22 protein-coding genes and 2 pseudogenes are annotated in these 21523 nt (G+C 66.2%); 9 read left to right on the plus strand and 15 right to left on the minus strand.

The annotated features are described in order from the left end of the window. Window position 1: 1 nt before the first annotated feature. The gene (locus E1P53_RS07865) at window positions 2-1156 is read right to left on the minus strand and encodes a sensor histidine kinase (RefSeq protein WP_244941139.1); all 1155 of its coding nucleotides are present in this window, start codon (window positions 1154-1156) and stop codon (window positions 2-4) included. Between the two features lie 587 nt (window positions 1157-1743). Between E1P53_RS07865 and E1P53_RS07870 the strand changes: the two are divergent. Further along, window positions 1744-2379, plus strand: a pseudogene (locus tag E1P53_RS07870) (helix-turn-helix domain-containing protein); the annotation flags it as partial. A 60-nt stretch (window positions 2380-2439) separates the two neighbouring features. On the opposite strand, the gene E1P53_RS07875 reads toward E1P53_RS07870, so the two are convergent. Then, complete coding sequence (locus tag E1P53_RS07875) at window positions 2440-3831, minus strand: IS256 family transposase (protein WP_131733218.1); 1392 nt, start codon at window positions 3829-3831, stop codon at window positions 2440-2442. Here E1P53_RS07875 and E1P53_RS07880 point away from each other — a divergent pair. Next, window positions 3824-4558 carry a Mu transposase domain-containing protein gene (locus E1P53_RS07880; RefSeq protein ID WP_244941140.1) on the plus strand — a complete coding sequence of 245 codons (735 nt, stop codon included), beginning with the start codon at window positions 3824-3826 and terminating at the stop codon, window positions 4556-4558. The genes E1P53_RS07875 and E1P53_RS07880 overlap by 8 nt on opposite strands. A gap of 6 nt (window positions 4559-4564) precedes the next feature. After that, complete coding sequence (gene istB, locus E1P53_RS07885; protein WP_131733950.1) at window positions 4565-5329, plus strand: IS21-like element helper ATPase IstB; 765 nt, start codon at window positions 4565-4567, stop codon at window positions 5327-5329. 260 nt (window positions 5330-5589) lie between these two features. Here istB and E1P53_RS07890 read toward each other — a convergent pair whose 3' ends face one another. The 12 genes from E1P53_RS07890 to rpsJ form a co-directional block, all read right to left on the minus strand. Continuing rightward, entirely contained in the window at window positions 5590-6402 is an 813-nt protein-coding gene (locus E1P53_RS07890) for a glycosyltransferase family A protein (protein ID WP_109237598.1), read from the minus strand. A 230-nt stretch (window positions 6403-6632) separates the two neighbouring features. Then, on the minus strand, window positions 6633-6923 hold the full coding sequence (gene rpsQ, locus E1P53_RS07895; protein ID WP_006899374.1) for a 30S ribosomal protein S17: 291 nt from the start codon (window positions 6921-6923) through the stop codon (window positions 6633-6635). Continuing rightward, window positions 6920-7153, minus strand: a complete 234-nt coding sequence (gene rpmC / locus E1P53_RS07900; RefSeq protein ID WP_006899373.1) for a 50S ribosomal protein L29 — start codon at window positions 7151-7153, stop codon at window positions 6920-6922. The genes rpsQ and rpmC overlap by 4 nt, the downstream gene beginning before the upstream one ends. Next, window positions 7153-7569: a 50S ribosomal protein L16 gene (gene rplP, locus E1P53_RS07905; RefSeq protein WP_131733951.1), complete on the minus strand. Its 417-nt coding sequence runs from the start codon at window positions 7567-7569 to the stop codon at window positions 7153-7155. The genes rpmC and rplP overlap by 1 nt, the downstream gene beginning before the upstream one ends. A 3-nt stretch (window positions 7570-7572) precedes the next feature. Further along, window positions 7573-8379 carry a 30S ribosomal protein S3 gene (gene rpsC / locus E1P53_RS07910; protein ID WP_006899372.1) on the minus strand — a complete coding sequence of 269 codons (807 nt, stop codon included), beginning with the start codon at window positions 8377-8379 and terminating at the stop codon, window positions 7573-7575. A gap of 2 nt (window positions 8380-8381) precedes the next feature. Continuing rightward, entirely contained in the window at window positions 8382-8792 is a 411-nt protein-coding gene (gene rplV / locus E1P53_RS07915) for a 50S ribosomal protein L22 (RefSeq protein ID WP_006899371.1), read from the minus strand. After that, the gene (gene rpsS / locus E1P53_RS07920) at window positions 8792-9073 is read right to left on the minus strand and encodes a 30S ribosomal protein S19 (RefSeq protein WP_006899370.1); all 282 of its coding nucleotides are present in this window, start codon (window positions 9071-9073) and stop codon (window positions 8792-8794) included. Before rpsS ends, rplV begins: the two co-directional genes overlap by 1 nt. Window positions 9074-9091: 18 nt before the next feature. Continuing rightward, window positions 9092-9928, minus strand: coding sequence for a 50S ribosomal protein L2 (gene rplB, locus E1P53_RS07925; protein WP_131733952.1), 837 nt, complete (start codon window positions 9926-9928; stop codon window positions 9092-9094). A gap of 28 nt (window positions 9929-9956) precedes the next feature. Further along, complete coding sequence (gene rplW, locus E1P53_RS07930) at window positions 9957-10262, minus strand: 50S ribosomal protein L23 (RefSeq protein ID WP_006899368.1); 306 nt, start codon at window positions 10260-10262, stop codon at window positions 9957-9959. Window position 10263: 1 nt separating this feature from the next. Next, window positions 10264-10953 carry a 50S ribosomal protein L4 gene (gene rplD, locus E1P53_RS07935; protein ID WP_040526433.1) on the minus strand — a complete coding sequence of 230 codons (690 nt, stop codon included), beginning with the start codon at window positions 10951-10953 and terminating at the stop codon, window positions 10264-10266. Then, window positions 10950-11606 carry a 50S ribosomal protein L3 gene (rplC, locus tag E1P53_RS07940; RefSeq protein ID WP_109237599.1) on the minus strand — a complete coding sequence of 219 codons (657 nt, stop codon included), beginning with the start codon at window positions 11604-11606 and terminating at the stop codon, window positions 10950-10952. The genes rplD and rplC overlap by 4 nt, the downstream gene beginning before the upstream one ends. Window positions 11607-11625: 19 nt before the next feature. Beyond that, on the minus strand, window positions 11626-11931 hold the full coding sequence (gene rpsJ, locus E1P53_RS07945; protein ID WP_003938093.1) for a 30S ribosomal protein S10: 306 nt from the start codon (window positions 11929-11931) through the stop codon (window positions 11626-11628). 499 nt (window positions 11932-12430) lie between these two features. Between rpsJ and E1P53_RS07950 the strand changes: the two genes are divergently transcribed. Next, a complete protein-coding gene (locus E1P53_RS07950) occupies window positions 12431-12907 on the plus strand; it encodes a hotdog fold domain-containing protein (RefSeq protein WP_131733953.1) in 477 nt (158 codons plus the stop codon). Between the two features lie 99 nt (window positions 12908-13006). Here E1P53_RS07950 and E1P53_RS07955 read toward each other — a convergent pair whose 3' ends face one another. After that, entirely contained in the window at window positions 13007-14269 is a 1263-nt protein-coding gene (locus tag E1P53_RS07955; protein ID WP_131733954.1) for a hypothetical protein, read from the minus strand. Window positions 14270-14534: 265 nt separating this feature from the next. On the opposite strand from E1P53_RS07955, the gene E1P53_RS07960 reads away from it, so the two are divergent. The 5 genes and pseudogenes from E1P53_RS07960 (at window position 14535) to E1P53_RS07980 (ending at window position 21510) form a co-directional block, all read left to right on the plus strand. Next, the gene (locus tag E1P53_RS07960; RefSeq protein WP_109237601.1) at window positions 14535-16334 is read left to right on the plus strand and encodes an N-acetylglutaminylglutamine amidotransferase; all 1800 of its coding nucleotides are present in this window, start codon (window positions 14535-14537) and stop codon (window positions 16332-16334) included. A gap of 71 nt (window positions 16335-16405) precedes the next feature. After that, window positions 16406-18319: an alpha/beta hydrolase family protein gene (locus E1P53_RS07965; RefSeq protein ID WP_131734519.1), complete on the plus strand. Its 1914-nt coding sequence runs from the start codon at window positions 16406-16408 to the stop codon at window positions 18317-18319. Between the two features lie 8 nt (window positions 18320-18327). Further along, a pseudogene (locus E1P53_RS07970) lies at window positions 18328-19022 on the plus strand (GntR family transcriptional regulator). Window positions 19023-19156: 134 nt separating this feature from the next. After that, on the plus strand, window positions 19157-20785 hold the full coding sequence (locus tag E1P53_RS07975) for an NCS1 family nucleobase:cation symporter-1 (protein WP_131733955.1): 1629 nt from the start codon (window positions 19157-19159) through the stop codon (window positions 20783-20785). Beyond that, entirely contained in the window at window positions 20785-21510 is a 726-nt protein-coding gene (locus tag E1P53_RS07980) for an aspartate/glutamate racemase family protein (RefSeq protein ID WP_131733956.1), read from the plus strand. The genes E1P53_RS07975 and E1P53_RS07980 overlap by 1 nt, the downstream gene beginning before the upstream one ends. Window positions 21511-21523 lie beyond the last annotated feature (13 nt).

Genomic DNA, 21523 nt, shown 5'->3' on the forward strand with positions numbered 1-21523 from the left:
GTCACGGCCGCGTCCAACCGATCTGGACGGTGGTGCCCCGACCCGGGTGACTGCTGATCTGGGCGTGCCCGCCGTCGACGCGAGCCATCCGCCCGCGGATGCTGACGGCGATCCCCAGTCGTCCGGGCCCGATCGCTTCCGGATCGAATCCCTCTCCGTTGTCCACGACCGCCATATTGAGCGCGTCTGGAGCCAACTGGACGATCACGCCGCAGTCGGCGCCGCGCCCGGCATGCCGCATCACGTTGCGCAGGGCCTCGCTCATCGCCTCGACGATCGCTGCGACAACGTCGAAGGGATATTCGACATGGTCGCCGGCTTCCCCTGGGGACTCGATCGCGACCACCTGGAGGTCGATGCGCTCGGATATCCCGGCCGCCGCCGAGCGGATGCGCCGCAGGGCCTCCGACGCCGAGACCGGCGCAGCGTCATACCGGTCGGGCACACACTCGAGTTCGTCGAGGGCCGACCGCGCCTGCTCGGCGAGCCTCTCGTCGGGCCGTCCCGTCCGCACCGCCAGCAGTGAGGCGATCACCCGGTCGTGAACGATCGCGTCGAACCGCGCCTTCTCGGCCTCCCTCGCGGTCGCGGCGGCCGCGTTGGCCGCGGAGCGGTACGTGTCCTCCTGGGTCTCGTCGAGCGTCCGCCCCGTTCTGATGGCGACCAGGACGACCGCCAGGAACACCGATGTGAAGACGAACGACCACAGGACCTCGAACGGCAGGTCGGCCGTCAGATGACCGAAACGGCCCATCTGCGACGACACGTGGGCGAGCCCGGACGACGTGAGGAGGCTCAGCGCAGCAAGGCCCGGGTGGACGAGCATCAGAACCATGCTGGGCATACCGCAGAAGGCGATCATCCATTGCGCGTTACCTGCGGAGTCGCTCAGAGTCGAGCCGTCCCATGCGAGGAACCACAGACCGACCGTGCCGAGGTACGCACACCAGGTGCCGATTGCCAGAGGACCGAGCCAGCGGGTACCACTCCGGAAGCTCGCGACGACGAGCATCAGGCCGGGAACCACCGACATCACGATGCTCAACGGAACCCACCAGCCCGCGGTGATCTCCGACGACATCGCAATCGCCGCCGGAGAGACGATCGGGTACCCGATGAATCCGAGCCCCAGGAAACGCGCGCCGACACGACGCACGTGGTCGAGGTTGGGCTCCTCCGAGCCGGATTCGAATGCGCGACGAAGCAGGCGTCGAACGGGGCCCGGCCGCTGCGGCCCGATCCCGGCGATGCCTCGGACCGATGCCGGCGAGGCAGATCCCCTACTCGGCACTGGTGTAGACAAAGACATCACGCCAACACTCGCACCGAGTTCAGCAGAATCAGTCCTCTGGAGAGACGGCCGAACACGCCACCAACGCGCCGTGTGGCCATCGTGATCAACAGCGCCACGTTCGGATCTCATCCGGAGCAGACACCTCTCCACCTGGCGCAAGCTCATGGTGCAGGTATCGTTGCCAGCTCGGTTTCCTACACTCCAGCGACTTCTGCCGACCCGCGTGCGTACCCCGCCACCGGCTTGAGCGCGGAGCGTACATGCTTTCTTTGACGGACCGTTTTATCACAGCAATTGAATACGCTCTGCGACATTGTTGTAGTCGGTGCGCAAGTGACCGTGTTCCATTCAAAGATTCCTCCTCTCGCGGCGCCTGCGTTTGTTGACGACGCCTGAAAACTGACCCCCCTGACGACGGGTGAATTTTGACCCCCCGTCTTGTTAGGAGGGTGATTTCAGTGGAGCAGTGGGCGGAGATCCGCCGTTTGCATCGCAGCGAGGGTGTGCCGATCAAGGAGATCGCGCGTCGGTTGGGGGTGGCGCGAAATACGGTCCGGGCGGCGTTGGCCTCAGATACGGCCCCGAGCTACTCGCGGCCGTCGAAGGGGTCGGCGGTGGATGCGTTCGAACCGCAGATCCGCGCGTTGTTGCGGGAGTATCCGACGATGCCGGCGACGGTGATCGCACAGCGGATTGGGTGGTCGAGGTCGTTGACGGTCCTCAAGGATCGGGTGCGGGTGATTCGCCCGGAGTTCCGCGGGGTGGATCCCGCTGATCGGGTGATCTATCAACCCGGCGGGTGCTCGCAATGGGATCTGTGGTTCCCCGACTACCGAATCCCGGTGGGCCACAACCAGTTGTCGATGTTGCCGGTGTTGGTGATGACGTTGGCGTTCTCCCGGTACCGCTCGGCGGTGATGATCCCCTCCCGCCAGGGCGGAGACATCCTCGCCGGGATGTGGTTGCTGCTGTCGCAGCTGGGTGCGGTGACCCGCAAGCTGGTGTGGGACCGCGAATCCGCGATCGGCGGCAAGGGCAAGCCCACGGCGCTGGCGGCAGGATTCGTGGGCAGTCTGGGCACTCGACGAGCTTGTCAAGATGTTTGTGTAAGAACGTGACTCCTGATTTTCTTGTGGTCGGTGGGTTTAGCCGAGGTGCGGTTCGATCCGGTCGGGGTAGGCCAGAGCGAGCTGTCCGAGGGCCTGCTTCCAGTTGGTGACGACCTGTCCCTCGACCAGTCGTCCGAGGGCCTTACGGGGCTGTGACCGCCTGGTCCCGCGTTCTTTGAGGCGTTGAGCGGCTCGTTTGTCTTCGATGTCGCAGATGGCCAGCCACAGCAGTTTGCGGACCGCGATGTCGTTGGGGAAATGTCCGCGGTTCTTGATGACCTTGCGGAGCTGGTAGTTCAGCGACTCGATCGAGTTGGTGGTGTAGATGACTTTGCGCAGCTCGGGCGGGAATGCCAGGAAGGGGATGAACCGATCCCAGGCTCGGTCGAAAGCCATTGCCGCACTCGGATATTTGGCGCCTAGTTCCGAGTCGCGGAAGGCTTCCCACTCGCGGCGGGCGGTCTCGGCATCGAGGGCGGTGTAGATCGGTTTAATCGCCCGAGCGACGTCTTTGCGGTCTTTGTAGTTCACGAACCGCATCGAGTTGCGGATCAGATGCACCACACAGGTTTGCACCGTGGCCAGCGGCCAAGTCGCCTCGATCGCTTCGGGGAATCCGGTGAGCCCGTCACAGCACACGATCAGCACGTCCTTGACGCCGCGGTTGGCCAGATTCGCACACACCCCGGCCCAGAACTTGGCGCCTTCCTCGGCCTGTATCCAGATTCCCAGCACATGCTTGACGCCGGCCATATCGACGCCAATAGCAATGTGGGCGTGCTTATTTCGGACATGGGCGCCGTCTTTGACCTTCACTACCAGGGCGTCAAGGTAGATGACGGGATACAACGGCTCCAGCGGCCGGTTCTGCCATTCATCGACCGCGTCGAGGACCTCGTCGCAGATCTTCGAGATCGTCTCGTGCGAGAGATCGGTGCCGATCGTGGAGGCCAAATGGTGTTGAATGTCGCGCAACGTCATGCCGCCGGCATACAGCGAGATGATGATGTCGTCGAGGCCGCCGAGGCGGCGCGAGCCCTTCGGGACCAGCCGCGGGGTGAACGTGCCGTCACGGTCACGAGGAATGTTCAGCTCGACCGGCCCGGCCTCCGAGGCCACCGTTTTCGGACTCGACCCGTTACGGGCGTTGGGCAACTCCCGCCCGGCCGGATCGCCCTTGGCATAGCCGAGGTGATCGGTCAGCTCGGCCTTCAGACCGCGTTCGAGGGCCAGTTTGATCAGACCTGGGATCAACCCGCCTTCGCCGGTGATCTGGACCTGGCCGGTATCGATCTGGGCGAGCAGCTCATCGACCATGCCCGAGGCCTGTAATGCCTCGGCGACTTCCGCGGTCGAGCGCGGCTCGGCCAGTTCAGGCAACTGCTCGTCGTCGTGGCCCTGCTGCTTGTCGTCTAACGCCATGCTCATAGATCTTCCTCTCACTGATGAGCACCGGACTTACACAGACCATCTGACACCCCCCACTCGACTCGAGCTGGCACCACCGTGCGATCCCGAATACAAGGGCATGGTCGAACGCAACAACCGGTTCTTCGAGACCTCATTTCTGCCGGGCCGCCATTTCGCCTCGCCAGCCGACTTCACCGCCCAGTTCGATCGTTGGCTGGCCGATTACGCCAACACCCGGGTGGTGCGCTCGATTGGTGATCGACGCCCCTGTGACGTGCTCACCGAGGACCTGGCGCAGATGGCGACGCTGCCGCCGAGCGCACCACAAGTCGGGTTGAGCACTCGGGTGCGGCTGGGCCGCGACTACTACGTGCGCGTGGCCGGCAACGACTACTCGGTGCACCCCTCAGTGATCGGCCGGTTTGTCGACATCACCGCCGATCTACACCGGGTGCGGATCGCGTGCGGCGAGGTCACCGTCGCCGACCATGACCGCAGCTGGGCCAACCACGTCACCATCGCCGACGCACAGCACGTGCGGGCGGCTAAAGAATTGCGCCGCGACTACCGCAACCAACAGCTGCAGAACCGGGCCCGCAATGCCGCGCGCGTACGCACCCACCCCGACGGCCACGAGGTGCCCATCAGAGCGCTACCCGACTACGACGACCTGTTCGGGGTGCACTTCGCCACCCCGCCACCAGGCGGACTCACACCCACCGCATCCACTATCACTGAAGGATGAAACACCATGTCTGACAATTCGATCGGCAAACATATCGAGTTCGCCGCACGGGCGTTGAAGATGCCCACCATCCGCCGCTGCTGGGCCGAGCTGGCTGAGCTGGCACGCGCCGAGAACTGGACCCACGAGCAATACCTTTCCGCGATCCTCGATCGTCAAGTCAGTGAACGCGAAGCCAACGGCACCGCTCTACGGATCAGTGGCGCCCGGTTCCCGGCGATCAAAACCCTTGAGGACTTCACCTTCGACCACGTCCCCGGCCTGCGTCGTGACGTGATCGCCCACCTGGCCACCAGCACCTGGATCGCCAAGAACGACAACGTCATCCTGCTCGGACCACCAGGAGTAGGCAAAACCCATCTCGCCATCGCGCTCGGCATCAAAGCTGCCCACAACGCCTACCCGGTACTCTTTGACACCGCCACCGGATGGGCCACCCGCCTCACCGAAGCACACGCCACCGGTCGCCTAGCCCACGAACTCAAACGGCTCCGCCGCTACCGACTGCTCATCATCGACGAAATCGGCTACCTGCCGTTCGACTCAGACACCGCGAACCTGTTCTTCCAACTCATCGCCAGCCGCTACGAACAAGGTTCGGTGCTGATCACCTCGAACATGCCCTTCGGTCGCTGGGGCGAAGTCTTCGCCGACGACGTTGTGGCCGCCGCGCTCATCGACCGACTCGTCCACCACGCCGAGGTCATCACCATCGACGGCGACTCCTACCGCACCAAAACCCGACGACAACTCGTCAACACCGACCAGTAACCACACCACAAGGGGGTCAAAATTCAACCGTCGATAAAGGGTCAGTTTTCAGCCGCCGTTGACAGCGTTAGTAAGCTTCTTGCGATCCTCGAAGGTTGCACCGAACCGACTCGTCTATCACCGTTAAGAACGTGTCCGTCCTGCGGACACGTTCTCCCCACAACCCATTAAAGACAACACGCATCGCGGCCAGCACCCGGCATCAGGTCGACCTTTACCCACATACTGCGCACAGACGTAAGGCTAATCCGCGGTAACGACTATCTGGTTACCGGCGAAACTCGGTCCTCCCTGGACGCATCCCCACGACGTGCGACGAGACCCAACACAGAAGCCACAACCAAGTTGAAAGGCATGAACACTGCATACATGATCGCATCCTTCTGACGCCCATGCGCATGCTGTGTACGAAGCACGGCGACCATTTCACGTAGGAGCGATTTCGGAGACACCATATACCGGCGCGGAGAAAGACCAACCAGCATTCCCGGCAAACTACTTAACCGACTCCCTGTATCGAGAAGTGCATAAGTAAGATCGATATCTTCGTGGGTCCCGGGAAGATTCTTCACACAAGTCTTGGCAGCCACCCACGCCGATCTCCGAATCGCCATGTTGTTCCCACCCAACATTCGACGCGGACCCGATGATTCAGCGCCGAACTTTTCCGCTCGCGCAAAGGCGCCTTTTCGCATACTTAGAAACGACATGTCATAGAACCAACAGAATCCTCCTACACCATCAATCTCAGAATGGGTGGACAGATACTCCTCGACTACAGCCGCCCAGGATCGTTCCATACGGGTGTCCGCGTCTATACGTGCGATCACGTCGCCACACGCCATGTCGTACCCGTGCTGACTGGCCCACGCCACCCCCTGACGAGACTCACTCAACACTCGGATTGGCAACTTATCGACATATTGCTCGACGACAGCCCGAGTCCCATCAGTGCTGTTGTTATCCACCACCAGAATTTCGTCGAACTGCCGAGTCTGTGCCACTACAGCATCGAGGCATGGACCGATAGCACTCTCCTCGTTGTAACAAGGAATTACCAGCGTTATCTGCATGGTCGAATCCTATACATAGTCTCGTTTACGAGCCCGGCGTAGTGAACCAACATCTCGGCCTGAACGCTCCCGCTGCCCGCACAGACAGGCCTAAGACTCCGCAACTCAAACCCTTCAAGTAGCGTCGACCGACCACCCATCACCCAGGACGACAGACGAGCGTCAGATCGCCAAAGGCCCGTCCCCTCGTAAGGGAACGGGCCTTTGGAGTTCTCGCGTGCAGGAGAGGCCTACTTGGCCTTCTCCAGCACCTCGACGAGGCGCCAGTGCTTGGTCGCCGACAGCGGGCGGGTCTCCATGATCCGCACGCGGTCACCGACGCCGGCATCGCCGTTCTCGTCGTGTGCCTTGACCTTGCTGGTGGTCCGGATGATCTTGTTGTACAGCGCGTGGCGCTTGCGATCTTCCAGCTCGACCACGATGGTCTTCTGCATCTTGTCGCTGACCACGTAGCCGATCCGCTCCTTGCGGCGGCCGCGCTCAGCGGTCTGGTTTTCGGTCACCTTCTGGTCCTCACTCATGCATCATCACCATCCGGTCCGGACGCCAGGCCCAGCTCGCGCTCGCGCATCACGGTGTAGATACGCGCGATCTCGCGACGCACGGTACGCAGGCGACGATTGTTGTCGAGCTGGCCGGTGGCCATCTGGAACCGAAGGTTGAACAGTTCTTCCTTCGACTCTTTCAGGCGGTCGACCAGATCAGCGTCACTGAGCTCGCGGAGCTCGGCCGCAGCAACTCCGAGTGCCATCAGAACTGCTCCTCTCTGGTCACGATCCTGGTCTTGATGGGGAGCTTGTGCTGTGCGCGGCGCAGGGCCTCGCGAGCAATCTCCTCGTTCGGGTAGGTCATCTCGAACAGCACGCGACCCGGCTTGACCGGGGCGACCCACCACTCGGGCGAACCCTTACCCGAACCCATGCGGGTTTCGGCCGGCTTCTTGGTGAGCGGGCGGTCCGGGAAGATGTTGATCCAGACCTTGCCGCCACGCTTGATGTGCCGGTTGATCGCGATACGAGCGGACTCGATCTGACGGTTGGTGATGTACGCGCCCTCCAGAGCCTGGATGCCGTAATCGCCGAACGTCACCTTGGTGCCGCCCTTGGCCTGCCCCTTGAGGTTGGGGTGATGCTGCTTGCGGTGCTTGACCCGACGTGGGATCAACATGGCCTAGCCCTCCTGCTTCTCAGCCGCACCAGCGGTGGCCTCGGCGGGAGCGCTCTCGGCCGCGCGAGCGGCGTCGGTGCTCGTCGCAGTGGTGCCCGAGGCACCGCTACGCCGGGGCCGGCTGGGCCGGCGGGGACGGCGATCCTCGGCTGCCGGAGCGGCCGCGGCCAGCTCGCGACGTCCACCGACGATGTCGCCCTTGTAGATCCACACCTTCACACCGATGCGGCCGAAGGTGGTCTTGGCTTCGTAGAGTCCGTAGTCGATGTCGGCGCGCAGCGTGTGCAGCGGCACGCGTCCCTCGCGGTAGAACTCACTGCGGCTCATCTCTGCGCCGCCGAGGCGACCCGAGCACTGGACCCGGATGCCCTTCACGTTCGGCTGCCGCATCGCCGACTGGATCGCCTTGCGCATCGCGCGGCGGAAGGCCACACGGTTGCTCAGCTGCTCGGCGACGCCCTGGGCCACCAGCTGGGCCTCGGACTCGGCGTTCTTGACCTCGAGGATGTTCAGCTGGACCTGCTTACCGGTCAGCTTCTCCAGGTCACCGCGGATGCGGTCGGCCTCGGCGCCACGGCGACCGATGACGATGCCGGGGCGTGCGGTGTGGATGTCGACGCGGACCCGGTCACGGGTGCGCTCGATCTCCACCTTGGCGATGCCGGCGCGCTCGAGTCCGGTGGACAGGAGCTTGCGGATGGCGACATCTTCCTTGACGTACTCCGCGTACTGCTTGTCGGCGTACCACCGCGACTTCCAGTCGGTGGTGATGCCCAGACGGAAGCCGTGCGGGTTGATTTTCTGGCCCACTGTCAGGCTCCCTTCTTCTTCGGCTGACGCGCACGGCCACGGCCGGCACCTGCCTTCTCCGGCCGGCTCTCCACGACCACGGTGATGTGGCTGGTGCGCTTGCGGATGCGGAAAGCGCGTCCCTGGGCACGGGGCTGGAAGCGCTTGAGGGTCGGGCCCTCGTCGGCGAACGCGGTGGCGACGACCAGGGTCCGGCGGTCCAGGTCCTGGTTGTTCTCGGCGTTGGCGACAGCGCTGGCCAGCACCTTGTACACGGGCTCGGACGCCGACTGCGGGGCGAACCGCAGGATGTCGAGGGCCTCGTCCACGTTCTTGCCGCGGATGAGGTCCAGCACGCGGCGGGCCTTCATCGGCGTGACGCGAACGAAGCGTGCGGTGGCCTTGGCGGTCGGATTATCGGTCTGCGTAGTCATCAGCGGCGCTTCGCTTTCCGGTCATCCTTGATGTGACCCTTGAAGGTGCGGGTGGGGGCGAACTCGCCCAGCTTGTGCCCGACCATCGACTCCGAGACGAACACCGGCACGTGCTTGCGGCCGTCGTGGACGGCGAAGGTGTGACCGATGAAGTCGGGGATGATGGTCGAACGACGGGACCAGGTCTTGATGACCTGCTTGGTGCCCTTTTCGTTCTGCGCGTCCACCTTCTTCAGGAGGTGGTCGTCGACGAACGGGCCCTTCTTGAGGCTGCGTGGCATTCTTTTACCTCCTCCTGTTTATCGCTTGTTCTTGCCGGTACGACGGCGGCGGACGATCAGCTTGTCGCTGGCCTTGTTCTTGCGGGTGCGGCCCTCGGGCTTGCCCCACGGCGAGACCGGGTGGCGACCACCGGAGGTCTTGCCCTCACCACCACCATGCGGGTGGTCGACCGGGTTCATCACGACACCGCGGACGGTCGGGCGCTTGCCCTTCCAGCGCATGCGGCCGGCCTTGCCCCAGTTGATGTTGCTCTGCTCGGCGTTGCCGACCTCGCCGACGGTGGCGCGGCAGCGCACGTCGACGCGACGGATCTCACCGGACGGCATACGCAGGCTGGCGTAGGAGCCCTCCTTGCCGAGCAGCTGGATCGACGCGCCGGCCGAGCGGGCCATCTTCGCGCCGCCGCCCGGGCGCAGCTCCACGGCGTGGATCTGAGTACCGGTCGGGATGTTGCGCAGCGGCAGGTTGTTGCCGGGCTTGATGTCGGCGGTCGGGCCGCTCTCGACGACGTCGCCCTGCTTCAGACCCTTCGGCGCGATGATGTAGCGCTTCTCGCCGTCGACGTAGTGCAGCAGCGCGATGCGCGCGGTGCGGTTGGGGTCGTACTCGATGTGAGCGACCTTGGCGTTGATGCCGTCCTTGTCGTGACGACGGAAGTCGATCAGACGGTAGGCACGCTTGTGGCCGCCACCCTTGTGACGGGTGGTGATGCGGCCGTGGGCGTTACGGCCACCGCGCCCGTGCAGCGGACGCACCAGCGACTTCTCCGGATGGTCACGGGTGACCTCGGCGAAATCGGAGCCGCTGGCCCCGCGACGACCCGGGGTCGTCGGCTTGTACTTACGAATAGCCATGAGTCTCAGTCCTTCTCTGAAGCCCCGGTCAGCTGACCGAGCCTCCGAAGATCTCGATGGGCTTGCTGTCGGCGGTCAGCGACACGATGGCGCGCTTGGTGGCCTTGCGACGGCCGTAGCCGGTGCGGGTGCGCTTGCGCTTGCCCTGACGGTTGGCGGTGTTGACGCTGGCAACCTTCACACCGAAGATCTTCTCGACGGCGATCTTGATCTCGGTCTTGTTGGACTCCGGGTGCACCAGGAAGGTGTAGACGTTGTCCTCCATGAGTCCGTAGGACTTCTCGGAGATCACGGGCGCCAGGATGATGTCGCGCGGGTCGGCAACAGTCGTCATGTCAGGCCTCCTCTGCAGTCTTCTCGACGGCAGCCTTGGCATCCGCCGTGTTCTGGGCGATGAAGGCGTTGAGCGTCTCGACGCTGAACACCACGTCGTCCGAGTCGAGGACGTCGTAGGTGTTGAGCTGGTCGGGAGCGATCGGCAGCACGTTCTGCAGGTTCGCGACGCTCTTCCACGCGGTCAGGTCCTCACGGGACAGGACGACGAGGAACTTGCGGCGATCCGAGAGGCTCTCCAGGAACTGGCGAGCGGTCTTGGTCGACGGGACCTGGCCCGGGACCAGCTCGGTGATCACGTGGATGCGCTCGTTGCGAGCGCGATCGCTCAGCGCACCCCGGAGCGCGGCGGCCTTCATCTTCTTGGGGGTGCGCTGGCTGTAGTCACGCGGCTGCGGGCCGTGGACGGTGCCACCGCCGGTGAACTGCGGCGCACGGGTCGAGCCCTGGCGAGCGCGGCCGGTGCCCTTCTGGCGGTACGGCTTGGCGCCACCACCGCGGACGTCGCCGCGGGTCTTGGTCGCGTGCGTGCCCTGGCGAGCCGCGGCCTGCTGGGCCACGACGACCTGGTGCATCAGCGCGATGTTGGCCGGAGCGTCGAACAGCTCGGCGGGGAGATCAACGGTGCCGTTGGTCTTGCCCTCCGGGGTCTTGACGTCCAGCGTCAGCTTGGTTGCGGTCTCGGTGCTCACTTCGCACCACCCTTCACTGCGTCGCGAACCACGACGATGCCGCCCTTGCGACCAGGGACAGCACCCTTGATCAGCAGCAGGCCGGCCTCGGCGTCCACCTTGTGGACGGTGAGGTTCTGCGTGGTCACCTTGTCGTTACCCATGCGGCCGGCCATGCGCATGCCCTTGAACACGCGGCCCGGGGTGGCGCAGCCACCGATCGAGCCCGGTGCGCGGTGCACGCGGTGGGCGCCGTGGCTGGCGCCCAGGCCGGCGAAGCCGTGGCGCTTCATGGCGCCGGCGAAGCCCTTGCCCTTGGAGGTGCCGGTGACGTCGACCAGCGCGCCGTCGGCGAAGATCTCGGCGGTCAGTTCCTGACCGACCTCGAACTCGCTGACGTCGTTGACGCGGATCTCGGCCAGGTGGCGACGCGGGGTGACCCCGGCCTTCGCGAACTGGCCGGCGACCGGCTTGGTCACCTTGCGGGGGTCGATGGCGCCGTAGGCGATCTGAACGGCGGTGTAGCCGTCCTTCTCCTGCGTACGGAGCTGGGTGATCACGTTCGGGCCGGCCTGGATGACAGTGACCGGGACGACGCGATTGTTCTCGTCGAAGACCTGGGTCATGCCGAGCTTGGTGCCCAGGATGCCCTTGGTCGAACTCTGATTGCTCATGTTTATTCTCGCCCCCGTCCTACTGGATGTTGACGTCGACACTTGCCGGCAGATCGATGCGCATCAGCGCGTCGACCGTCTTCGGGGTCGGGTCGAGGATGTCGATGAGTCGCTTGTGGGTACGCATCTCGAAGTGTTCGCGGCTGTCCTTGTACTTGTGCGGCGAACGGATGACGCAGTACACGTTCTTCTCGGTGGGCAACGGCACCGGGCCGACGACGCGTGCACCCGTACGGGTCACGGTCTCCACGATCTTGCGCGCCGAAGCGTCGATCGCCTCGTGGTCGTAGGCCTTGAGCCTGATGCGGATCTTCTGTCCCGCCACGCTGTGTCCTCTTCCGTCAGTTGTTCTCGACAGACAAACACCGCGTGATCAGGGGCAGGCTCTCGCCGGCTGAGCACATGACCGCCGTGTGAGATTCGGCAATCGACGCTGTTCATCTGTCGTTGTACGTTGGTTCGTCGCTGGTACGAACCGGTTTGCTCCGGCACCCGCGGTCGGGCGTGTCGTGTCCGTGAACCTCATCGATTGCACGCGTTACACGCCCATCCCCGTTAACCGGGCCTGGGAGTCATTCACCTGACGGCGTCCGCGGGGTCATCTTCATCCGACAACCTGCGTCTACCGGTCAAGGCAACCCGACAAGTATGCAACACCGACCGGCGCAGACTCAAATCCGACCTCGTCACAGTCGCCGGGCACGTCCACCAACCCTCCGATCATCGCTCATCGGTTCCGCACCCGCTCACCCGGTCTGCGTGAGCGCGTACGGATCGGATGAGCGCGACGGCGACCCGAACTGACCGCGGAGTAAGATCCGTCCATGACCTCCGCGAGCTCCACCTACGCCCTGCGCAAGAAGCTGCCCGACAACCTCGTCGGGGACGTGCTGTTCTCGCTCGGCCTCGTCGCCAAGGCCCCCTATTTCGGGACCGTGCTGCCCCTCGTCCGCGCGATGGAGCCGGGATACGCCAAGGTGACCGCACCCAAGTGGATCGGCGTCCACAACCACATCGGCACCTTCCACGCCATCGCCGCGTGCAACCTCGCCGAGACGGCGATGGGTGTGCTGATGGAGGCGACGACGCCGTCGACGCACCGCTGGATCCCGAAGGCGATGGACACCCGCTATCTCGCGAAGGCGACCACGCGGCTGACCGCCGAGGCACGTCTCGCCGAGTCCGTCGACTTCGACGCGATCACCGAGGGCACCGACGTCGTGGTGTCGGTCAGCATCACCGACACCACGGGAACCGAGGTCGTGCACTGCGACATCACCACGTGGGTGACGCGCAGGTAGCGGTGCAGCCCGTCTCGCCAGCCCTCCCGCCGGCGCCGGGTCACCGTCCCGACCGCGGAGGCGATGACCCATGCCAGGGGTATCCGGACACTGCAGCCCCTACGAGTAGCAGGCCTGCCAGCCCGCGCTCCGGAGCGTCTCCACAGCGCAGTACGTCGCGCGCGGGTAGTAGTCGCCCATCGTCTTCACCGGGTCGGCCCCGGTCGCCTGCGACGCCTGGACACTATTCGGATAGAACTTCGACGACGGCAGCATGTTGCGCAGGAACACCACCTTGTCGACGCCGGTCGCACCCCACGGGATGACCGTGAGATCGGTGTCTGCGGCCTGGGCTGCGGTCAGATCCGACGGCGCGGCGACCACATAGGTGTAATGGCCCGAGGCGTCGACATTCGTCCGGTCGTCGGAGGCGCAGGCCACGACCGGGTACGGCGAGGCCTTGTCGTTCTGGCACATCGACCAGTACCGCAGCTGCTTGCCGGGTGCGGCCGGCGAGACCCCGGCCCGGGTGTCCGGGTAGGTGGGTGCCTTGCCGCGGATCACCGCGACGCGGCCCGGTTGGTACCGCAGCAGCGAGCCGATGTACTTGTTGTCGCCGTTCGGGAACAGCCCTGACGTGCTGGCCGGGTTCACGAACGTCGCCTCCGGCGAGTTGCCCGGGAAGGCACCCGACGCGGCGCCCTCGATCGCGTCGTCGAAGACCTTTTTCATGGCCTCCGCGATCGGGCCGTTGTAGTCGCCCGGGTTGAACGGCGTCGCGCACGGCTGGGCGGGGATGGTCTGACCCGCGATCGAGAAGGTGACCGACGGCAGCGGGACGCCGCCGTTCGGCGAGTTCGGGTCGTCGGGCACGTACACGCGGATGATGAGGAAGCCGATCGGCGCGTTCTGTCCGCTTGCGGGGAGTCCGCGGATCTCGTTGCGCGAGTGGTCGGCGGCGCCGGGCACGACCGTCGCGTGCCAGCGGCGCTGCGCCGGCGGGACCTGCCCGACCGGAGCCGCGAACGGGTTGACGCTCCCGGCGTCGGGGCGGATCTGGTTGTCGCGCAGCGTGTCGACGGTGTCGAAGTCCGTCCCGTAGGTGTTGAGCGAGAAGTACCGGGCCGACGGATAGGTGCCGGACAGTCGGATCGAGTCCCCCGGCCCCAGCGCGTACGGCAGCACCCAGTAGGTGGCGTCGGCATCGGGGAAGGCGACGTTGAGGTCGGTGCTGTTGGACATCAGCTGCCATACGCAACCGGGACCGGGCGCATAACCCTGCGGCGCAGCGGATGCCGCGGCAGGAACCGCGGACGTGGCGATCAGGACCCCGGTGACCGCAGCGGTGATCGCGCCGACGAACTTCTTCAGCTGTGTGAACATGTTTCTCCGTCCGACGCGGAGATCGTAGCCATCCGAGCGGGTCTCCGCCCGCCGATCGGGTGAGGTCTCTCGCCCTGCCGAGCAGGCCGAACCCTCCTAGGCTGTGTGATGACATCCGTCGGCGACACTCCCCGACTCGAGGCGAGCAGTTCCGGGCGGGCGAAGCCGGCGGGGTCCACCCCTGGAGTGCGGCAGTATCGATGTAGGACGGGTCGAAGCCACCGAACCGTTCGGCCGGACGCCACCGATCGGGAGGACTGACATCATGTGCGGAATCTGCGGCGAGGTCCGCTTCGACGGTGGGGTGCCGGACGTCGCCGCGGTCGACGCGATGACCTGTGAGATGACCCGCCGCGGGCCCGACGGCTCCGGTGTGTTCGCCAAGGGCGCCGTGGCACTCGGGCACCGTCGGCTGAAGATCATCGACCTCACCGACCGGGGCAGCCAGCCGATGATCGACCCGGAGCTCGGGCTGGCGCTGGTCTTCAACGGCTGCGTCTACAACCACCACGAGCTACGGGCCGAGCTCGAGGGGAAGGGTTACCGCTTCTTCTCCCATGCCGACAGCGAGGTGATCCTCAAGGCCTTCCACGCCTGGGGACCGGACTGCGTCGACCACTTCATCGGGATGTTCGCCTTCGCGATCGTCGACACCGACACCGGCGTGGTCACGCTCGGCCGCGACCGCCTGGGTGTGAAGCCGCTGTACCTCGCCGACACCCCCGGGCGCCTCCGCTTCGCGTCGTCGGTGCAGGCCCTGCTGCGGGGCGGCGACATCGACACCTCGATCGATCGCGTCGCGCTGCACCACTACTTCAGCTTCCACGCGGTGGTCCCGGCACCGCACACCATCTACAACGGCATCCGCAAGCTCCCGCCGGCGACGGTGATGACCGTCCACCCCGACGGCCGGCGCACCGAGCGCAGGTATTGGGAACCCACGTTCGCCCCGCACCCCGACCGCGCCGACTGGGACGAGCAGCGGTGGCACGCCGAACTCCTCGACTCCCTGCGCACGTCGGTGCGGCGGCGCATGGTGGCCGACGTCCCGGTCGGCGTGCTGCTGTCCGGCGGCGTCGACTCGTCGCTCGTCGTGGCGCTCCTCGCCGAACAGGGACAGACAGACCTGGCCACCTTCAGCATCGGGTTCGATTCGGCGGCCGGCGAGTCCGGGGACGAATACGCCTACTCGGATCTGATCGCCGACACCTTCGCCACCGACCACCACAAGATCCACATCGGCACCGACCGCCTGCTGCCCGCCATCCCCGACACCGTGGCTGCGATGGCCGAACCCATGGTCAGCCACGACTGTGTCGCCTTCTATCTGCTGTCGCAGGAGGTCAGCAAGTCCATCAAGGTGGTCCAGTCCGGGCAGGGCGCCGACGAGATCCTCGGCGGCTACAGCTGGTATCCCCCGCTGCGGGGCGTGCCCCGCGACCGCACGACCCGCGCCTACGCGGACGTGTTCTTCGACCGGGACGACGCCGCGATCCGCGAGATCCTCGCCGACGAATACCTCGTCGAGGCAGGCTACGACCCGAGTCTCGCGTTCGCGCAGGCCCACCAGTCGGCGCCCGGCGCGGCGACCTCGGTCGACGCGGCACTGCGCCTCGACACCACCGTCATGCTCGTCGACGACCCGGTCAAACGCGTCGACAACATGACGATGGCCTGGGGACTCGAGGCGCGCGTGCCGTTCCTCGACCACGACTTCGTCGAACTCGCCGCGACCTGTCCGGCCGATCTCAAACTCGCCCACGGCGGCAAGGGCGTGCTCAAGGAGGCCAGCCGCGCGTTGCTGCCGTCGGCGGTGATCGACCGGACGAAGGGGTACTTCCCGGTGCCCGGCATCCGGCACCTCGAGGGCGGCGTCCTCGACCTCGTCGCCGACACCCTGCGGTCGCAGGCCGCGATCGACCGCGGCCTGTACCGGCCCGAGACGCTCGAGAAGCTGTTCGCCGACCCCAACGGCATCCGCACGCGCCTCGACGGCAACGAGCTGTGGCAGGTGGCGCTGCTCGAGATGTGGCTGCAGACGATGGAAGAGAAGACCACGCGGTGACCATCGAGACCACCGAGGACACGACGCCGACACCGTCCGGCGCGGCTGCCGGGGGCGCGGGCGGCGTCACGTTGCCGCTTCGCTTCGACGACCGCGGCTGGAAGACATACGGGGCGTCGCTGTCGCCGGACGGACGTGCATTCGCCTACATCGTCGACGACGGCACGGGGTACCCGCGGGCCGCGCAGCGGTCCCTCTCGCGCTCCGGTGTCGGCGAACTGCGCTGGGTGAAGCTGCCCTCCACCGGTCCGGTGCGCAAGATCGTCCACTCCAACGACAGCCGTTGGCTGGCCGTGGAGCTCGCTCCCAGCGGCGGCGAGCACCATCAGGTGTGGGTGGTCACCACCGACCCCGACGACGACGCCTCCCACCGCATCGCCGCGACCCGCCCCGACGGACGCTCGTACGGCACGGTGCGCCTCGTCGGCTGGGACACCGACTGGGTCCTGCTGACCGCCATCGACAACGACGGCACGACGCACGCACTGCGCGTCCATCCCGGCACCCAGACCACCCAGACCCTCGACGTGCGCGTGGGCAGCGAGCTGATCGACTCCTGGAAGGGTGCGACGCTCCTGCGCGTCGGCCCGCGCGGCTACCACGACATGATCCTCATCCGGCGCCGGCCCGACGCCCCCGACGACGACGTGACGATGACGCCGCTGCTCCCCCAGGACCCCGGCGCGGTCACCGACCAGGGCTACATCCTCGACCAGGGTTTCGACCACCCCTCGCTCGTCTTCGTGCCCGCGCCGAACGAAGCGCTCCGCGACCTCGACAGCGTCCAGGCCCTGGTACGCAGCGACTTCGACGCGAAGTTCCCGCGCCTGCTCGGCGTCGAGGCCAGCAAGTTCGGCATCCGGTTCCGCGTGTTGGCCCAGCGCGTCGACATCGGCCTCGACGAGTTCGCCGTCAGCCACGACCAGTCCACCGTGGCGCTGCTGTGGAACGTCAACGGCCGCAGCGAGTTGCAGATCCTCACCCTGCCCGACCAGACCCTCCACCCGCCGATCGAGCTGCCCGGCGAGGTGGCCTCGGAGCTGTCCATCAGCGCCGCCGGGTCGGTCGTGAGCGTCACCGTGTCGAGCCCCCAACACTCGCCGCTGGTCCATCTGGTCGACGTCGCCGGTCGCGAGGTGATCCCGGTCCGCGACGACGTGGTCGCCGGCGAGGGCCCGTCGAGCCAGCTCCACCCGGAACTGCTCGAGTTCTTCGCGCGTGACGGCATGCCGCTGTCGGGATGGCTCTATCGCCCAGCGCGACAACGGGTTTCCGGTGCGAAGCCCGGACCGACGCTTCTCTACTTCCACGGCGGCCCCGAGGGACAGACGCGTCCCGACTACCAGTTCCTGTTCGGCCCGCTGGTCGACGCCGGGATCACCGTGTTCGCCCCCAACGTCCGCGGGTCGTCGGGCTACGGGCGGCTGTTCTCGCACGCCGACGACCGCTACGGCCGCTATGCGGGGATCGACGACGCCGCCGACTGCGCGATCTTCCTGTGCCGTCAGGGGCTTGCCGACCCGGACCGCGTGTACGTGTCGGGACGCTCCTACGGCGGCTACCTGACACTGGCGTCGCTGACCTTCCATCCCGACCTGTTCGCCGCCGGGATAGCCATCTGCGGCATGAGCGACCTCGAATCGTTCTTCCGCAACACCGAGCCGTGGATCGCGGTCGCCGCCTACACCAAGTACGGACACCCCGAGTCCGATCGCGAGCTGCTCGCCGACCTCTCCCCCATCCACCGCATCGACCAGGTCCGGGCGCCGCTGCTGGTGGTGCACGGCGCCCATGACACGAACGTGCCGGTGAGCGAGTCGCAGCAGATCGTCGCCGAGCTCCAGGCGCGCGGCGCGGTCGCCGAGATGCTGATGTTCGACGACGAGGGTCACGAGATCGTCAAGCGGCACAACCAGCATCGGCTCACCGAGGCCGTCGCGGAGTGGATCGCCCGTCACCCGAGCCGTGGGCCGGTGATGCGATGAGCAGACGCATGGCCAATCGTCTGCTCGCACAACTGGCCGAGACCCGCACCCCGAACACACACGCGCCAACGTCCTCGAGGAGCTGCGGCGGCTCATCCTCTCCGGCGGCGCGCCGCCCGGCACCCAGATCCCGCCGGCGGAGATCGCCGGCGCGTTCGGCGTCAGCCCGATCCCGGTCCGCGAGGCGCTCAAGACGCTCGTCGGCGAGGGACTCGTCGTCCACCGGCGGAATGCGGGGTATCGCGTCAGCCAGCTGTCCACCGAGGAGCTGCGCGAGATCTACTTCGTCCGCGGAACCCTCGAGCAGGCCGCGTTGGCGCAGTCGGTCGAGCGGATCGACGCCGTCACCCTGCGTGCGGCCCGCGAACGCCACCAGGAGCTCCTCGTGGCCGTGAAGTACAACGACGGCAAGGCCTTCCACGACGTCTCCCGCGAGTTCCACCGCGCGCTGGTCGTCCCCTGCGGGATGCCCCGACTGCTCAACATGTTCGAGGCGACCTGGAACCTCACCGAACCGTTCCAGGCGATGCGGTCGGTCGACGGCCGGACGCAGGCCGCGCTCAACGCCGACCACGAGGCGCTGCTCGACGCGTTCGACGCGCGCGACACCGCCGCCGTGCTCGAGGTCGCACGGCGGCACCATCGGCGCCTGGAGACCGCCATTGTCGAGACGGCCGCCCGCCTCGACGTGCTCCACGACTGACCGCGGGCGTTCCGCGCGGAATATATCTCCGGCGTCATCACGGGGTAACACAGCGTTCCTAGCTTTGTCGCAACAGCGTTTCCGCACCTGGGATGCGGAAAGACCACGAGCTGTGCGACAAACCGGGAGACCACATGTCCGATTCACCCACCCCCGACACGGTGTCGTCACACCACGGCGCCGCAGGCGAAAGCGTCATCAAGGCCGGCTACGACGAGCGGCTCACCAATCAGGACCTCGCGCCACTCAAGGAACAGAAGTGGACGTGGTACAACATCTTCGCCTTCTGGATGTCCGATGTGCACAGCGTCGGCGGCTACGTCTTCGCGGGCAGCCTGTTCGCGCTGGGCATCGCCGCCTGGCAGGTGCTCGTCGCCCTCGTGGTCGGCATCGTCGCCGTCAACATCCTGTGCAACCTCGTCGCGAAGCCCTCGCAGATCGCCGGCGTCCCCTACCCGGTGACGACGCGGATCTCCTTCGGCGTCAAGGGCGCCAACATCCCCGCCATCATCCGCGGCTCCATCGCGGTGGTCTGGTACGGCATCCAGACCTACCTCGCCTCGGTGGCCTTCGGCCTGCTCGCCCTGAAGTTCTGGCCGGGTCTCGCACCGTGGGGTGACGTCGAGGAGCACGGCTTCCTCGGGCTGTCCGCACTCGGCTGGGCCGGGTTCATCCTGATGTGGGTCCTGCAGGCCTTCGTCTTCTGGAACGGCATGGAGACCATCCGCAAGTTCATCGACTTCTGCGGCCCCGCCGTCTACGTCGTGATGCTCGCGCTCGCGGCGTACCTGGTCGCCAAGGCCGGGTGGGGCAACGTCAGCCTCGACCTCTCCGTGGGAGAGGGGCTGTCGGGCTGGTCGTCGATCACCATGATGATCAGCGCCTTCGCCCTGGTGGTCTCGTACTTCTCCGGTCCGATGCTCAACTTCGGCGACTTCTCGCGCTACGGCAAGACCTTCGGGGAGGTGAAGAAGGGCAACTTCTGGGGCCTGCCGGTCAACTTCCTGTTCTTCTCGCTGCTCGTCGTGTGCACGGTGTCGGCGGCCGTCACCGTGATCGGCACCGACGACGACGGCAACATCATCACCGACCCGGTGCACATCGTCGACAAGATCGACAACACCACCGCCGCGGTCCTCGGCGTGCTGACCTTCGCCATCGCGACCATCGGCATCAACATCGTCGCCAACTTCGTCTCGCCCGCCTTCGACTTCTCGAATGTCGCGCCCACCAAGATCAGCTGGCGCACCGGCGGGATGATCGCGGCGGTCGGCTCGGTGCTGATCACGCCGTGGAACCTCTTCAACAACCCGACGGCCATCCACTACACGATGGACACCCTCGGCGCGGTCATCGGCCCGCTGTTCGGCATCCTCATCGCCGATTTCTACCTCGTCAAGAAGCAGAAGATCGTCGTCGACGACCTGTTCACCATGAGGCCCGAGGGCGCCTACTGGTACCGCAACGGCTGGAACCCGGTCGCCGTGGGCGCCACCGTCGTCGCCTCCATCGCGCCGATCTGCGTGGTCATCTTCGGCACCGCCTATCAGGCCAGCTTCACCTGGTTCATCGGCGCGGCACTCGGCGCGGCGGTGTACTGGATCGGGATGAAAGTCGTTCCGACGCACCTGATCCACGACGCCTCCGTCGAGGCGCGGATCACCACCGACATCGAGGTCGACGCCGCCGGCGAGATCGTCGTCGACGTGCCGGATGCCGAGCCCGCCGTCACCTCCACCGGCGAGGAGACGGTGAGCAGCTGATGCGACTCTGCGTCATCAACCCCAACACCTCGGGGGAGATGACCGCGGTGATCTCCCGGGCCGCGCGATCCGTCGCGCGGCCCGACACCGACATCACCGCGGTCACCTCGCCCACCGGACCCGCCTCCATCGAGAGTCATTACGACGAGGCCCTCGCGGTACCCGGTGTACTCCAGGCCATCTCGGACGACCCCGGCGCGCACGGGTATCTCCTGGCCTGTTTCGGCGACCCGGGTCTCGACGCGGCGCGCGAGGTGGCCGGCGCCCCGGTCCTCGGCATCGCGGAGGCCGCGTTCCATCTAGCCGCTCCGCTGGGCCGAGGCTTCTCCATCGTCACGACCCTCGGACGCACCGTCGGCCGTGCCGAGGATCTGGTGCGCCACTACGGTTTCACCCGCCAGTGCCTGGGCATACACGCGTGCGAGATCCCGGTCCTGGAGCTCGAGTCCAACCCGCACACCGCCGAGATCCTCACCAAGGCCTGCCGCGAGGCGCTGCTCGCCGACGGATCGGACGTCATCGTGCTCGGCTGTGCGGGGATGGCCGACCTCGCCCGCACCATCGGCGACCGGATAGGTGCTCCGGTGATCGACGGTGTCGCCGCCGGGGTCGGCATGTTGTCGGCGCTGGCCGCGATGGGCGCCCGGACCTCCACCGCGTCGGGAGAGTTCGCCGCGCCGCGACCGAAGCCCTATATCGGGCTCCTACGAGGATTCGGCACCTGACGCGGCACCGGGT

The organism is Gordonia paraffinivorans (assembly GCF_900683595.1).
Classification (GTDB): domain Bacteria; phylum Actinomycetota; class Actinomycetes; order Mycobacteriales; family Mycobacteriaceae; genus Gordonia; species Gordonia paraffinivorans.